14 protein-coding genes are annotated in these 13,875 nt (G+C 56.6%); 1 reads left to right on the forward strand and 13 read right to left on the reverse strand.

What is annotated here, in order from left to right; all coding sequences use genetic code 11:
- Positions 1 to 132: 132 nt before the first annotated feature.
- The 8 genes from EAO82_RS13060 to EAO82_RS13095 form a co-directional block, all read right to left on the reverse strand.
- The gene (locus tag EAO82_RS13060; protein WP_096345014.1) at positions 133 to 549 is read right to left on the reverse strand and encodes a SufE family protein; all 417 of its coding nucleotides are present in this window, start codon (positions 547 to 549) and stop codon (positions 133 to 135) included.
- A gap of 22 nt (positions 550 to 571) precedes the next feature.
- Positions 572 to 1,105: a putative Fe-S cluster assembly protein SufT gene (gene sufT / locus EAO82_RS13065; protein ID WP_218838554.1), complete on the reverse strand. Its 534-nt coding sequence runs from the start codon at positions 1,103 to 1,105 to the stop codon at positions 572 to 574.
- Between the two features lie 2 nt (positions 1,106 to 1,107).
- Entirely contained in the window at positions 1,108 to 1,464 is a 357-nt protein-coding gene (locus EAO82_RS13070; RefSeq protein ID WP_096345012.1) for a HesB/IscA family protein, read from the reverse strand.
- 31 nt (positions 1,465 to 1,495) lie between these two features.
- On the reverse strand, positions 1,496 to 2,743 hold the full coding sequence (locus EAO82_RS13075; RefSeq protein ID WP_096345011.1) for an aminotransferase class V-fold PLP-dependent enzyme: 1,248 nt from the start codon (positions 2,741 to 2,743) through the stop codon (positions 1,496 to 1,498).
- A complete protein-coding gene (sufD, locus tag EAO82_RS13080; RefSeq protein ID WP_096345010.1) occupies positions 2,736 to 4,046 on the reverse strand; it encodes a Fe-S cluster assembly protein SufD in 1,311 nt (436 codons plus the stop codon). The genes EAO82_RS13075 and sufD overlap by 8 nt, the downstream gene beginning before the upstream one ends.
- Before the next feature lie 4 nt (positions 4,047 to 4,050).
- On the reverse strand, positions 4,051 to 4,806 hold the full coding sequence (gene sufC, locus EAO82_RS13085; RefSeq protein WP_096345009.1) for a Fe-S cluster assembly ATPase SufC: 756 nt from the start codon (positions 4,804 to 4,806) through the stop codon (positions 4,051 to 4,053).
- A gap of 52 nt (positions 4,807 to 4,858) precedes the next feature.
- The gene (sufB, locus tag EAO82_RS13090) at positions 4,859 to 6,295 is read right to left on the reverse strand and encodes a Fe-S cluster assembly protein SufB (RefSeq protein WP_096345008.1); all 1,437 of its coding nucleotides are present in this window, start codon (positions 6,293 to 6,295) and stop codon (positions 4,859 to 4,861) included.
- 125 nt (positions 6,296 to 6,420) lie between these two features.
- Positions 6,421 to 6,903 (reverse strand): Rrf2 family transcriptional regulator, encoded by a 483-nt coding sequence (locus tag EAO82_RS13095; RefSeq protein ID WP_096345007.1) that lies wholly within the window; start codon positions 6,901 to 6,903, stop codon positions 6,421 to 6,423.
- A gap of 271 nt (positions 6,904 to 7,174) precedes the next feature.
- Between EAO82_RS13095 and EAO82_RS13100 the strand changes: the two genes are divergently transcribed.
- The gene (locus EAO82_RS13100) at positions 7,175 to 8,611 is read left to right on the forward strand and encodes an aldehyde dehydrogenase family protein (RefSeq protein WP_096345006.1); all 1,437 of its coding nucleotides are present in this window, start codon (positions 7,175 to 7,177) and stop codon (positions 8,609 to 8,611) included.
- Between the two features lie 322 nt (positions 8,612 to 8,933).
- Here EAO82_RS13100 and EAO82_RS13105 read toward each other — a convergent pair whose 3' ends face one another.
- From EAO82_RS13105 to EAO82_RS13125, 5 genes are all read right to left on the reverse strand, one after another.
- Positions 8,934 to 10,358 (reverse strand): NAD(P)(+) transhydrogenase (Re/Si-specific) subunit beta, encoded by a 1,425-nt coding sequence (locus tag EAO82_RS13105; protein ID WP_096345005.1) that lies wholly within the window; start codon positions 10,356 to 10,358, stop codon positions 8,934 to 8,936.
- Between the two features lie 2 nt (positions 10,359 to 10,360).
- On the reverse strand, positions 10,361 to 10,693 hold the full coding sequence (locus tag EAO82_RS13110; RefSeq protein WP_096345004.1) for an NAD(P) transhydrogenase subunit alpha: 333 nt from the start codon (positions 10,691 to 10,693) through the stop codon (positions 10,361 to 10,363).
- Between the two features lie 2 nt (positions 10,694 to 10,695).
- Complete coding sequence (locus EAO82_RS13115; protein ID WP_096345003.1) at positions 10,696 to 11,823, reverse strand: NAD(P) transhydrogenase subunit alpha; 1,128 nt, start codon at positions 11,821 to 11,823, stop codon at positions 10,696 to 10,698.
- A gap of 82 nt (positions 11,824 to 11,905) precedes the next feature.
- Positions 11,906 to 12,814: an AEC family transporter gene (locus EAO82_RS13120; RefSeq protein ID WP_096345002.1), complete on the reverse strand. Its 909-nt coding sequence runs from the start codon at positions 12,812 to 12,814 to the stop codon at positions 11,906 to 11,908.
- A gap of 125 nt (positions 12,815 to 12,939) precedes the next feature.
- A complete protein-coding gene (locus EAO82_RS13125; protein WP_096345001.1) occupies positions 12,940 to 13,764 on the reverse strand; it encodes a metal-dependent hydrolase in 825 nt (274 codons plus the stop codon).
- Between the last annotated feature and the right edge of the window lie 111 nt (positions 13,765 to 13,875).

The following is a 13,875-nucleotide window of genomic DNA, read 5'->3' on the forward strand; positions in this document are numbered from 1 at the left end:
GATTGCCCGCCTGGGACTTTCCGCCTGAGCCATCATCAGGATGGCCGCACTTTATAATCTGTTACCGCTGCCTACAATAGCCCAACGCCAGCATGGCACAATTGCCTGCACATCAATCCCTGATAGTCCTGTTTAGACGGCCGCCGTAGCCTGAATACGTTTGACCATGGCACGCAAGCCGTTACCGCGGGTCACGCTCAAATGCTTGATCAGATTCAATTGTTCAAAATAGTCTTCAATATCGAACTCACGAATAGCCGCGGGAGTCTTGCCGTTATAAGCCGCCAGCACCACGGCGAGCAAGCCCTTGACGATAAAAGCATCGCTGTCAGCGGCGAAATAGAGACGCCCGTCACGCTCTTCGCTGGCCAACCACACCTGACTCTGACAGCCGCGCACAATATGCTCCTCGGTACGCTGGCTATCATCCATCGGCGGCAGCTCGCGACCCAGGTCGATAATGTATTTGTAGCGATCTTCCCAGCTATCAAAAAACGCCAGGGTATCTACGATGTCTTCGCTACTAATGTCAGTCCCAAACTCGCTCATGCCAATATCACCTTAAATCCGCTCAAAAGAACATCCCGGTTTCCAGTTGAGCCTCTTCACTCATCATGTCGCGACTCCAGGGCGGATCAAACACGAGCTCGACCTTGACCACATCCACATTGGGTACGCGGCGCACGCGGTATTCCACATCGCCGACCAGTACCGGACCCATACCGCAGGCAGGAGCAGTCAAGGTCATGCGAATATCCACACGCTTGGCTGCCTGGTCTACCTCCACTGCGTAGATCAGTCCAAGATTGACCAGATCCACCGGGATTTCGGGGTCATAAACGGTACGCAGGGCTTCCCAGACCTGGTCCTCGTTGATGGAGTCGTCCTTGGGCTCGGGAAAGCTCAGCAGTTCGGGCTCCAGGCCCAGACTAGCCGCGTCAGTCCCGTCCACGCGCACCATCTGACCGTTATAGGTCACAGTATAGTTGCCACCCAGCGCCTGGGTAATAGTTACAAAGGTATCCTTGGGGATGGTCAGCGGAGTGCCGTCCGGAACCCGGCGCGCAGGACAATCCGCCTGCGCCACCACCATACGTCTTTCCATTATCAGCTCACACTAAAGCTTTCGCCGCAACCACACTGGTCTTTGACGTTGGGATTGATGAACCTGATCTGACGGTTGATACCCTCTTTGACCAGATCGATTTCGGTGCCGGACAGCACGTTCAGGCTGTCGCGATCAATCAGCAATTCAACCTGCTCATCGAGGCGATAATGCAGGTCGCTCTCAGCGCCCTGCTCGACCATGTCGATCACATACATAAAACCGGTGCAGCCGCTTTTCTTCACACTCAAGCGCACGGACTTGCCGGCCTCTGAGCCCAGCTGCCGACGGAAATGCTCCAGTGCTGCGGGTGTCACAGTGACTACCTGACTGCCTGGATCGAAGGATTCAACGCTCATGCCATGACTCCTTTTGGAATACAGATACTGATCATAGAAACTGCCTGACCTTGGTCAGCGCTTCAAACAAGCGATCAACATCTGCGAAAGTATTGTAGATACTGAAACTGGCGCGCACCGTACCGGGTATGCCGTACTGATCCATGATCGGCTGCGCGCAATGGTTACCGGTACGCACCGCCACACCCTGCTGGTCGAGCAGCATGCCGACATCATGCGGGTGCGCCCCTTCCAGCAGAAAGCTCATGACAGCAGTCTTGTTCGCCGCCGTACCCACCAGTTTCAAGCCGGGCATGGCCCGTGCCTTGTCTTCAGCATACGCCAGCAACGCCTGCTCGTGGGCCGCTGCGGCTACACGGTCATAGCTGTTGACATAATCCACCGCCGCGCCCAGGGCGATCACCCCGGCGATATCCGGCGTACCGGCTTCAAACTTGTAGGGCAACTGGTTATAGGTAGTGCCGGCAAAGCTGACGCTTTCGATCATCTCGCCACCGCCCTGGTAAGGCGGCATGCTCTCGAGCAGTTCGACCTTGCCATAGAGTACACCCAGGCCGGTCGGGCCAAATAGCTTGTGCGCGGAAAACACGTAAAAGTCACAGTCCAGCGCCTGCACGTCCACCGCCCAGTGGCTGATCCCTTGCGCACCGTCGATCATGCACAGCGCACCGGCTTCATGGGCCAAGCGGATGATGTCCTGAATCGGATTGATGGTGCCGAAGGCGTTGGACACATGCCCACAGGAAACCATTTTTACCCGCTCATCCAGCATGGCGGCGTAAGCATCCATGTCGATGGTGCCGGTAGCATCCACTGGGATCGCTTCGACTGTGGCGCCCTTCTCTGCCGCTACCATCTGCCAGGGCACGATATTCGAGTGATGCTCCATTCCCGATACCAGCACCCGATCACCCGGTTTCAGATTGGTCCGGCCCCAGGTGGCAGCGACCAGATTCAACCCTTCGGTGGTGCCCTTGGTCCAGATCACCTGACGCGATTCAGCCGCGTTGATAAATGCCGCCACCTTGCTGCGTGCGTTCTCGAACTTCTCGGTCGCGCGCTCGGCCAGCGCATGCGCACCGCGGTGCACATTGCTGTTGTCGTGACGGTAATAATCAACAATCGCCTGAATCACCGCCTCGGGCTTCTGCGTCGTCGCCGCGTTATCCAGATACACCAGCGGATGGCCATTGACCTGCTGATCAAGAATCGGAAAATCCGCGCGAATACGCTCGGCATCAAAAGCCGGAGCGCCTTTCAGCGACACCTGCTCACTCATAGGCCAACTGCCCCATCTCGGTGTCTTCACGCCCGAACAGCGCAGCCAAACGTGGGCGCAGATAATGCTGAATCGCAGGCTCTGGCACATCGTTCAACAGTTCATTGATAAAGCCGAAACTGAGCATGCTCATCGCATCGGCCTTTGACACACCGCGGCTCTGCAGATAGAACAGCGACGTCTGATCCAGTTGACTGATGGTTGCACCGTGGGCACAACGTACATCGTCGGCGTAGATCTCCAGCTCAGGCTTGGTATTGATTTCGGCCTGATGTGAGGTCAGCAGATTCTTGTTGCTCAGCTCGGCCAGGGTTTTCTGCGCCTGCGGATGAATATGAATCCGCCCGTTGAATACCGCTTTTGAGGAATCGCCAACGATGCCGCGGAACACTTCATTGGTGGTGCAGTGCGGTACGCAGTGCTCAACGTTGGTGTGATAGTCGATCAACTGCTTATTACGCGGCAGATAAACGCCGTGCAATTCCAGATGCGCACCTTCGCCGCGGTGATTGACCTGATAATCAATGCGTTTGAGGCGGCTGCCCTGGGCCAGAGTAAAGCCGTAGAAGCGTGACGAACGATGCAGGTCAACATGTACGCCACCCACATGCAGCAGGTCTTCCTGCTCCAGGTTGATGCGGTAATGCTGTACCTGGGCATTCGCACCCACCACCACTTCGGTCAGGGTATTGACGAAGCCATTCTGCTGCTCGGTACTGGACAGAAAGTGTTCGATGACTTCAGCCTGGCTGTTGTCATCCAGCACCATCAACAGCCGCTGGTTACTCACAGCAGGCTCCGCTTCAGGGGTGGATATATTGAGTACATACACCGGCTTGGCAAGTTTCTGCCCGGCCGCCACATGCACCAGGATACCGTCCGCAGCCCAGGCGTTGCTCAGCGCAGCAAACAGGTGGCGCTCTGCGTCAACAACCTTGCCCAGATGCTGTTTGATCAGTTCGCTTTGTGCTGAGTCCGCGTCGGCGAAGCGCACCACACCCTCAGGCAAGGCGCTGGAATGCTCGGCAGAAAACTGTCCGTTGATAAACACCAGGCGCGTGGCATCCAGCTCTTCAATCGGCTCGATGCCCTGCTGCCAATCGCCACCGGGCTTGACGGCCCATTGGCTGGGGCAGTCATTTTGCAGCGGCGTCAGCGGCGTGTATTTCCACATTTCCGTCTTGCGCGTCGGCCAGGCGGTCGCCGCCCAATGGGCAGCACCTTGCTCACGCAACGGCGCCAACCACTCGGGGCTGGTCTGCTGCTGAGCCAGTGCCAGCGCATGTCGTTGAAAATCTGTCATAGATTCAAGCAACCTCGTTTTCCAGCCAGCCGTAGCCTTTGGCTTCCAGCTCCAGAGCCAAGCTCTTGTCGCCGGATTTGACGATGCGGCCGCCGGCCAGCACGTGTACGTAGTCCGGCACGATATAGTCGAGCAGACGCTGGTAATGAGTCACGACGATAAAGCTGCGCTCGCTGTCACGCATGCTGTTCACGCCATCGGCGACTACCTGTAGGGCGTCGATATCCAGCCCTGAGTCGGTCTCGTCAAGAATGCACAGTGACGGTTCAAGCAGCATCATCTGCATGATCTCGTTGCGCTTCTTCTCGCCACCGGAAAAACCTTCATTGACGCCGCGCTTGAGAAAGCTTGCATCCAGATCTACGCGCTTGCTGGTCTCACGCGCGAGCTTCATGAACTCCACCGAAGACAGCTCCGGCAAACCCGCGTGCTTGCGCTTGGCATCCAGCGACACCTTGAGAAATTCCATGTTGCTGACGCCGGGGATCTCGACCGGGTACTGAAACGCCAGAAACAACCCTTCACGGGCACGTTCTTCGGTATCCAGTTCCAGCAGGTTCTGGCCCTTGAACGTGATGGTACCGCCGGTGGCTTCATAACCGGGGCGGCCAGACAATACATTGCCCAGCGTGCTCTTGCCTGAACCGTTAGGGCCCATGATGGCGTGCACTTCACCCGGTTTGATGTCGATACTCAAACCCTTGAGAATATCTTCATCCTTATCACCCACTTTCGCGTACAAATCCTTGATATGTAACATATTCACTGCCTGATAACTGTTGAATTAAAGGGACGCCAGTCGTTGATTCGGGTTAACCCACCGAACCTTCCAGACTGACTTCCAGCAACTTGCCCGCTTCCACCGCAAATTCCATCGGCAGCTCCTTGAACACCTCACGGCAGAAACCGTTGACGATCATGGAGATGGCCTTTTCCGCATCCAGGCCGCGCTGCTGACACAGGAACATCTGGTCGTCGCTGACCTTGGAGGTGGTCGCTTCGTGCTCGACCACAGCCGTCGGATTGCGGCTTTCGATATACGGGAAGGTATGCGCACCACACTGATCGCCGATCAGCAGCGAGTCGCACTGGGTAAAGTTGCGCGCACCGTCCGCACCCGGGTTGAACCGCACCAACCCGCGGTAGGCACTGTTACTGCGACCCGCCGAAATACCCTTGGCGATGATCGTCGAGCGGGTGTTCTTGCCCAGATGGATCATCTTGGTGCCGGTATCGGCCTGCTGAAAATTATTGGTCAGCGCCACCGAGTAGAACTCGCCGACGCTGTTATCACCTTTGAGGATGCAGCTGGGGTACTTCCAGGTTACGGCCGAGCCGGTTTCCACCTGAGTCCAGGAAATCTTCGCATTGGTATGGCAGATGCCGCGCTTGGTAACGAAATTGTAGATCCCGCCCTTGCCTTCGGAATTGCCCGGATACCAGTTTTGCACGGTCGAGTACTTGATGGTCGCGTTATCCAGCGCCACCAGCTCGACGACAGCTGCGTGCAGCTGGTTTTCATCGCGCATGGGTGCGGTGCAACCTTCGAGGTAGCTCACATGCGAGCCCTCCTCGGCAATGATCAGCGTGCGCTCGAACTGCCCGGTGTTCATTTCGTTGATACGGAAGTAGGTTGAAAGCTCCATCGGGCAACGCACGCCCTTGGGGATGTAGACAAAGGAACCGTCCGAGAACACCGCGGAGTTCAGGGCGGCGTAGTAGTTGTCTTTTTGCGGAACAACACTACCCAGGTACTTTTTCACCAATTCGGGGCAACGATGTACTGCCTCGCTGATCGGGCAGAAGATAACGCCCGCTTCTTCCAGCTTGGCGCGGAAGGTGGTTACCACAGAGACAGAATCGAATACCGCATCTACAGCCACACCTGCGAGCATTTCCTGTTCGTGCAACGGAATGCCCAGCTTTTCATAGGTAGCGATCAGTTCAGGATCAACTTCGGCCAGGCTCTTGGGCTTGTCAGCCATACTCTTGGGCGAGGAAAAATAGGAAACCGCTTGAAAGTCGATCTCCGGATAATGCACGTGCGCCCAGGTCGGCTCTTCCATTTCCTGCCAGGCGCGGAAGGCTTTCAGTCGCCACTCAAGCAACCATTCCGGCTCGCCCTTCTTCTCGGAAATGAAACGCACAACGCTTTCATCCAGACCGGGCGGCAAGGTATCGGACTCAATGGCTGAATGAAATCCAGCCGCATAGTCCTTCTTGATAAGACTCTCGACTTGTTCAGTCACGGTATCACCTCAATCAGGCAGACGGGCAAACGGCCCGGCTGCTACGTCAAATCAGGCTTGCTGGCGCTACTGCCCCGGTTTCGAGACTACTGCCAGCAAAGATAGAGCGGCTCTTGCAGGCCGCTTCAGATAATGCGCTGTAGCTCGGACACGGTCTGGCTACTGATCGCGCCTGCCCTGTCCTGACGGTTGCGCACACGTTGAATATCTTCGCGAGACACCAGATCAGCCAGGCTGATATCGCTCAGAAATTGATGCAACCGGTCGCTGAGATCGGACCACAAGTGATGCGTCAGGCAAACCTCGCCCTGCTGGCAATCACCCCGACCCAGGCAGCGGGTAGCGTCCATGGAGTCATTCACAGCTTCGACAATCTGCGCAACACTGATCGCCGCTGGACCACCTGCCAGACGATAACCACCACCCGGGCCTCTGACGCTTTCTACCAGGCGGCAACGGCGCAGCTTGGCAAACAGCTGTTCGAGATAGGAGATGGACACGCCCTGACGCTGCGAAATATCGGCCAGAGTGATAGGGCCCTGATCTTCGTGCAGCGCCAGATCCAGCATGGCTGTGACCGCGTAGCGGCCTTTAGTGGTCAATCGCATTGGCAATCCCGAGCCGGTTGAACATGCTTGCAATGATGCAATAGCCAAGCAATTTAGTCAAGTATTCGGCTGGCCCAGGAAGCGCTAAATGCGGGCATTATAAAGACATTTGGCCCTCGGCTGAACAGCCATTGCCCTGATAGCGAGAGGCTATTTTTATCCAGGACACCGCTTAAAACATAAAATGGCTGATACTTAGGTGCAGGTATGCCGCAGGTAGTGCTATCGTTTTGGCTGATTTGCGAACAGTACAATAAGGAGTCCTTTTACCATGAGTCACTACACCGAGTTCTTTATCAACGGCCAATGGGTTAAACCCAAGGGCGAGCAGACCCTGGACGTTATCAATCCGGCCAACGAAGAAGTGGCTGCGACCATTGCCCTGGGCAACAAGGAAGATGTTGATCTGGCTGTCGAAGCCGCGCGCAAGGCGTTTGAAACCTATTCGCAGACCAGCCGCGAAGAGCGTATTGCGCTGTTGGAAAAAGTGCTTGCGGTGATGACCAAGCGTCAGCCCGACCTAGCCAAAGCCATCTCCATCGAAATGGGCGCACCCGCCAAGCTGGCGAAGGCAGCGCAAGCTCCATCCGGCATCGGGCATTTTTCCGCGGCGCTGGATGCATTGAAAGAGTTCAAGTTTGAAGAAGAGATCGGTACCACCTTGGTGGTCAAGGAGCCTATCGGCGTCTGCGGTCTGATCACACCCTGGAACTGGCCGATGAACCAGATGGCCTGCAAAGTCGCTCCTGCCTTGGCAACCGGTTGCACCATGGTACTGAAGCCGTCCGAAGTGGCGCCGCTGTCCGCGCTGATTCTGGCCGAGATTCTTGAGGAAGCGGGCGTTCCCGCCGGCGTATTCAACCTGGTCAATGGCGATGGCCCAACCGTGGGCGCGGCCATGTCTTCGCACCCGGGTATCGATATGATGTCGTTCACTGGCTCCACCGGTGCGGGTCGTCAGGTGATGAAGTCCGGTGCAGATACCATCAAGCGTGTGGCCTTGGAACTGGGCGGCAAGTCGGCCAATATTTTGCTGGATGACGTCAACTTCGAGAAAATGGTTGGCCACGCGGTCATGTCCTGCATGAACAACAGCGGCCAGTCGTGCAACGCCCCTACGCGTCTGCTGGTGCCTAACAGCCGCATGGATGAGGTCGCGCAAATCGCCAAGGCCGTTGTTGCCAAGGTGAAGGCCGGTGATCCCGATGCGGAAGATACCGTTATCGGTCCAGTGGTTTCCAAGGCGCAGTGGAGCAAGATCCAGGGCCTGATCCAGGATGGCATCGCAGAGAAAGCCACGCTGATTGCAGGTGGCCCGGATCGTCCGGATGGTCTGACCAAGGGCTATTACGTCAAGCCAACCATTTTCAGCCACGTCACCAACGACATGACCATTGCCCGGGAAGAAGTTTTCGGCCCGGTACTGGTGATCATTGGGTATGAGAATGACGATGACGCTGTACGCATTGCCAATGACACCAACTACGGCCTGTCCGGCTATGTGTCTTCAGCCAACCTGGATCGCGCACGCAGCGTAGCCCGCCGTATCCGCACCGGCATGGTTCACCTCAACGGTGCCCCGCTGGACAACAAGGCGCCCTTCGGTGGTTACAAAGAGTCAGGCAATGGCCGCGAGTGGGGTCACTACGGCTTTGAGGACTTCCTGGAGGTCAAGTCCATCTATGGGTATAACGTGAAGCAGGCTTAACTACCGCTTCTTGCTTAACCGTTAAGTGGTATCTAGACCCCGGCTCCGTGCCGGGGTTTTTTGTCTTAGCGGGCGGGAGACTACTATTAGCTCGGAGCTTGGTCGCCTTCGGCGTGCCAGGGTTCCGAAAAACGCCGTGAATACGTCCTTGTAGGCTTGGATAAAACATCCCTGTTTTATACATTTTCTCCACCCTGACACGCCGAAGGCTCAGTGTACATTTGGGTGATGCAGAGGATGCTTTCCCAAGGTCAAAGGCACTGGGAACTCCATGTGTGGCCTTGACCTCGTCATTCACCTCTCCGCTTTTACCCTCGCTAGGCTATCCCAGCGACTTCACCGCCTCGATCATCTGTGACATTACCTTTTGTGCATCGCCGTAAACCATTGAAGTATTTTCGGCATAGAACAGCTCGTTCTCGACCCCGGAATAGCCTTTGCCTTGCCCGCGTTTAACCACGTAGGCCTGATGGGCCATGTCGACATTCAGAATTGGCATGCCGTAAATCGGGCTGGATTTGCGTGTGCGGGCGGCGGGGTTTACCACGTCGTTGGCGCCGAGCACGATGGCGACATCGGCCTGGGCGAAGTCTTCGTTGATATCCTCCAGATCGTGGATGATGTCGTAGGGCACGCCAGCTTCCGCCAACAGCACGTTCATATGTCCAGGCATCCGCCCGGCCACCGGATGAATAGCGAATTTCACGTCTACGCCCTGCTTTTGCAACAGCTTCACGAACTCGTACAGTTTGTGCTGGGCTTGGGCTACGGCCAGGCCGTAGCCTGGCACGATAATTACCTTGCTGGCGTAGTACATGGCGATAGCGGCATCAGAAGCTTCCGCCGACTTCATGCTGCCTTCGATATCCGAATCACCCTCCCCGCCGCTTTCACCAAACTGGCTGAAAATCACATTCGACACCGGGCGGTTCATGGCCTTGGCCATCATCAGTGTCAGCAAGGTGCCCGCCGAACCCACCACGGTACCGGCAATGATCATTGCCGGGTTCTGCAGCACAAAACCTTCAAAGGCAACTGCCAGGCCGGTGAAAGCGTTGTACAGCGAGATCACCACAGGCATATCGGCACCGCCGATAGGCGTCGTCAACATGACACCCAACACCAGGGCAAGAATGAAAAACAGCGAAATCATCAACATGGAGACTTCGCCGCCGGTCACGCCTGCAGTGGTGATAGCGGCGCCCAGACCCAGGGCCGCGAAAAACAGCACAGCATTGATCGCCTGTTGGCCGGGCAAGCGTATTGTTTTGCTCATGCGCCCATCGAGCTTGGCCCAGGCGACCAGCGAACCGGACAGCGCAACCGCGCCTATCAAACCGCCGAGTACCGCCAGCACACTGACCACCACACCATGTGACTGGGCATTGCCCGAGAACAGCTCGATGGCGGCAATCGCCGCTGCGGCGCCGCCGCCCATACCGTTATACAGCGCAACCATCTGCGGCATGTCAGTCATCGCGACTTTCTTACCGCTATACCAGGCCCAGCCGACGCCAAGCCCGAGAGCAATCATCACCAGGGCCAGATTCAAGACCACATGCGGCTGTGCCCGCTCATTGACGTCCAGGCCGTATAGAAAGGCCACCACCACAGCCAGCACCATGCCCCAGCCCGCAACGACAATGCCTGAGCGCGCGGTTTTTGGGCTGGCCATACGCTTGAGACCGTAGATAAACAACAATGCCGCTGTGAAATACGCCCCCTCGATAATCAGACTGGTATCCATAACTACTCCTTGTCTGCCGAAGAGGATTGATCCGTTTTCTTGTCGCTGGATTTGAACATCTCCAGCATGCGTTCGGTGACCACATAGCCACCAGCAGCGTTGCCGGCACCCAGGAGTACGCCAAAGAAGCCAATCACCTGCTCCAGCGGAGTAGCCGCATTAAGCAGCGCCCACATGGCGCCAACCACAACAATGCCGTGGATAAAATTCGAACCGGACATGAGTGGCGTGTGCAGGATCGCCGGCACCCGACCGATGATTTCGTAACCGGTGAAGGCAGCCAGCATAAAGATGTAGAGTGCAACGAAACCGGTAATGGTTGTGGTCACGTCCATAGTCATTCCCCCCCTGATTCGGCAGCCTTTCTGGCTGTCTCGTTTTTGATCTGCCCGTCGTGAGTAAGCACCGCGCCAGCGAGAATTTCGTCTTCCCAGTCCAGTGTCAGTGCGCCGTCCTTGACCATCAGCCCCACCAGCGCCAGCAGATTACGCGCATAGAGTTCCGAGGCATGCTCGGCCAAATGGCTGGGAATATTCAGCGGCGCGACTATGGTCGTCGGGCCTATTTCTACCGTATCGCCTGGCTGCGTGAGTGGCGTGTTACCGCCGCCCTCCGCTGCCAGGTCGATGATGACCGATCCGGGCTTCATGCCCATGATCTGCGCCTCGCTGATGATTTTAGGGCTGGGCCTGCCGGGGATCGATGCGGTAGTAATCACCGCATCGGCGCTTTGAATATGCCGGGTCAATACTTCCGCGACCTTGGCCTGCTCTTCTTCTGTCAGCTCGCGGGCATACCCACCCTGACCACTGGCGGACACGCCGGTATCGACGAACTTGCCGCCGACGGATTCCACCTGCTCCTTCACTTCAGGCCGCACATCGTAGCCTTCTACCATCGCACCCAGGCGCTTGGCAGTAGCGAGCGCCTGCAAGCCGGCGACGCCAGCGCCCATGACCAGCACCCGAGCCGGGCGCAGGGAGCCTACAGCGGTCGTCATCATCGGCAGAATGCGATTCAAGTTGGTGGCGGCCAGCAACGCTGCGTAATAACCTGCCAGTGCCGCCTGGGAAGATAGTGCATCCATAGCCTGAGCTCGGGTAATGCGCGGCACCAGCTCCATGGCGAAGCAGGTAATATTGCCATCGCGCAGCGCGCGGACTGTGGCCAGCTCCCTATGCGCGTAGACGAAACAGCAGAGCACAGTGCCGGGTTTCATCTGCCCGATTTCCGCAATTGAAGGGGGCTGTACGCTGAAAATCAGGTCTATCTCGCCTTCCGGATTGGCCAGGGTCACTCCGGTGGTTTCGTAGGCAGCGTCAGGAATGCGCGCGGCCAAACCGGCGCCTGGCTGAAGATTGATCTCGATTCCTAGCTTTTGAAGTTTCTCTACTACGGCGGGAACCAGGGCAACGCGCTTTTCATGCAGGCGAGTTTCTCTGGGGACGTACAGCTTGACTGGCATGGATGCTCCTTTGACGAGTCTTGTTTTGTCCAAGCATAGACCAAGACTGCACACAAAGGCACCACAACGCCAACAACGCCGCTTAGCCTCCCAACAACAGTAACCACAACGGTAGCGTTACCACAGAGAGCAGCGTCGACATGAAAATGACCGAGCTGATGATGCGGTTATCCTGCTGACCCATGTGAAAGGCCAGTACATTTACGCCGGTTGGGCACGCGGCCATGATCACCAGCACGGTGCGGGCTTCCGGTTCCAGCCCGGGTATGGCGATGCCAGCAATCAAAACCAATATGGGAAACAACACCAGCTTGCTCAGGGTCAGCAGGCTCATGCTTGTACTCAAGTGCAAACGGTAGTGAGACAGGCTCAAGCCAAGTACCAAAAGCGCGCAAGGCAATGCAGCCGATGCCAGCCATTCTACTGCCTTCCACAGGGGCGCAGGCACTTGCCAACCGGACAGGTTCAATAGCGCACCCAGCAGCAAGCCGATGATCAGCGGATTGGCCAGACTCTTGAGAGTGCTACGCAGATCAAAACCCTTGCCGTCTTCCTTGACCCAGAAGGCGTTGTAGAGGCTTTGCGCAGTAAACAAGACAAGACTATGGAAAATCAGAATGGCAAATAGATACACCAGGTATTCAGGCCCTAATACCAGCGTTATTACAGGGATGCCCACCAGCACATTATTGGAATAACTGGCAGCCAGACCCATGCTGGTCGGGTGACCGAGGCGACGATGCATGATCAGATTGACCACGCTGAAGATCGCCAGAGCAGGTAAAAAGTAGACCAGCACTAGCAAGGGCGATAGTGCCTGACCCAAATCGGCCTTGGCCAATCCAGAGAACAGCAGCACCGGCATGAACAGTTTGAAGGTCACTGCGTTTAGGGAGCCGCCCGCATCACTTGGTACCCAACGACGCCAGCCGAGCAAATAGCCAAGCAGGATCAGACCAAAAACGGGAATAAGGGCGTGGATGACGACCATGCTGCGCTCCTGAAAGGCGGGTTGCGAAAGGCAACACCGCCAAGCGCGCAGTCTACCAGTGCATTCCCCGTGGAGCGCTTACGTCATGGGGAACACACCGTTGCATCTAGGATGCAACCACCTGCTCAGGCCGGATGGCCCTGGAACTCCTCTGCTACAGACGCCATCAATTGTGCATTGTCATGCTGCCAGGGGTGAAAATCTTCCTTGTAGAAATCCCGGTAATCGCTGATCAGGTGGGAGAAAAACCCATGGGGTCCCCACAGCCAGTACATGCCTTTACACCAGGTCTTCACATTCAGGGCACCATCTTTTCTCAGCATGTGCCAGGTGCCCACGGTAACGTCTTTGAGAAAGAAGAAGGTCGCCTGGCGCATGGCCTTGCGCAGAATGCTACGGTCACCACAGACCTGCATATACACGTCAAACGCGACGGCCTTGTGCTCGGTCTCTTCCAGTGCATGCCAACGCCATAGTTGGCGCAATTGCGGAGTCGCACCCTGAATCCATTGCGGGTCGCGCAGCATGGCGTTGGCCATGATCGCGGTGAAATGCTCCATGGCCACAGTGCCGGCCAGTTGCCTCTCAGCGGAAAACTGCTTCTGCACAAAACGAATACGCTTCTTCACCGTGATCTCTAGGCGGTCTATGTCATACCCCAGATCGCGCAAGCGATTGTTATACTCCACATGTTCACGGCTGTGATGGCCTTCCTGACCGATAAAACCGCGAATCTGCTCTTTGAGCGCAGGGTCGGTAATCTGGTCGCGAAAATGCCTCACTGATTCGATAAAGTAGCGCTCGCCATCGGGAAACAACACCGACATGGCGTTGAAAAAATGCGTCTTGAATGGGTCATTACTGTGCCAATGCCGCGGTAGCGGATTGGGCAGATCAAAATCCATATGGCGCGGTCGTATGCTCAGGTTCGCGGGCGTCAGACTGGACATGGCAACTCCGGTTGCTAATTCGAAATGGCATCTCGGACGGGTGCCTAGGCTAAATATAAGCTGCGCAGGTGCCTGGCAACAGGTCGGATACAGCCAATTAGCAGGCTATTT

This window comes from Halopseudomonas pelagia (genome assembly GCF_009497895.1).
Lineage (GTDB): Bacteria > Pseudomonadota > Gammaproteobacteria > Pseudomonadales > Pseudomonadaceae > Halopseudomonas > Halopseudomonas pelagia_A.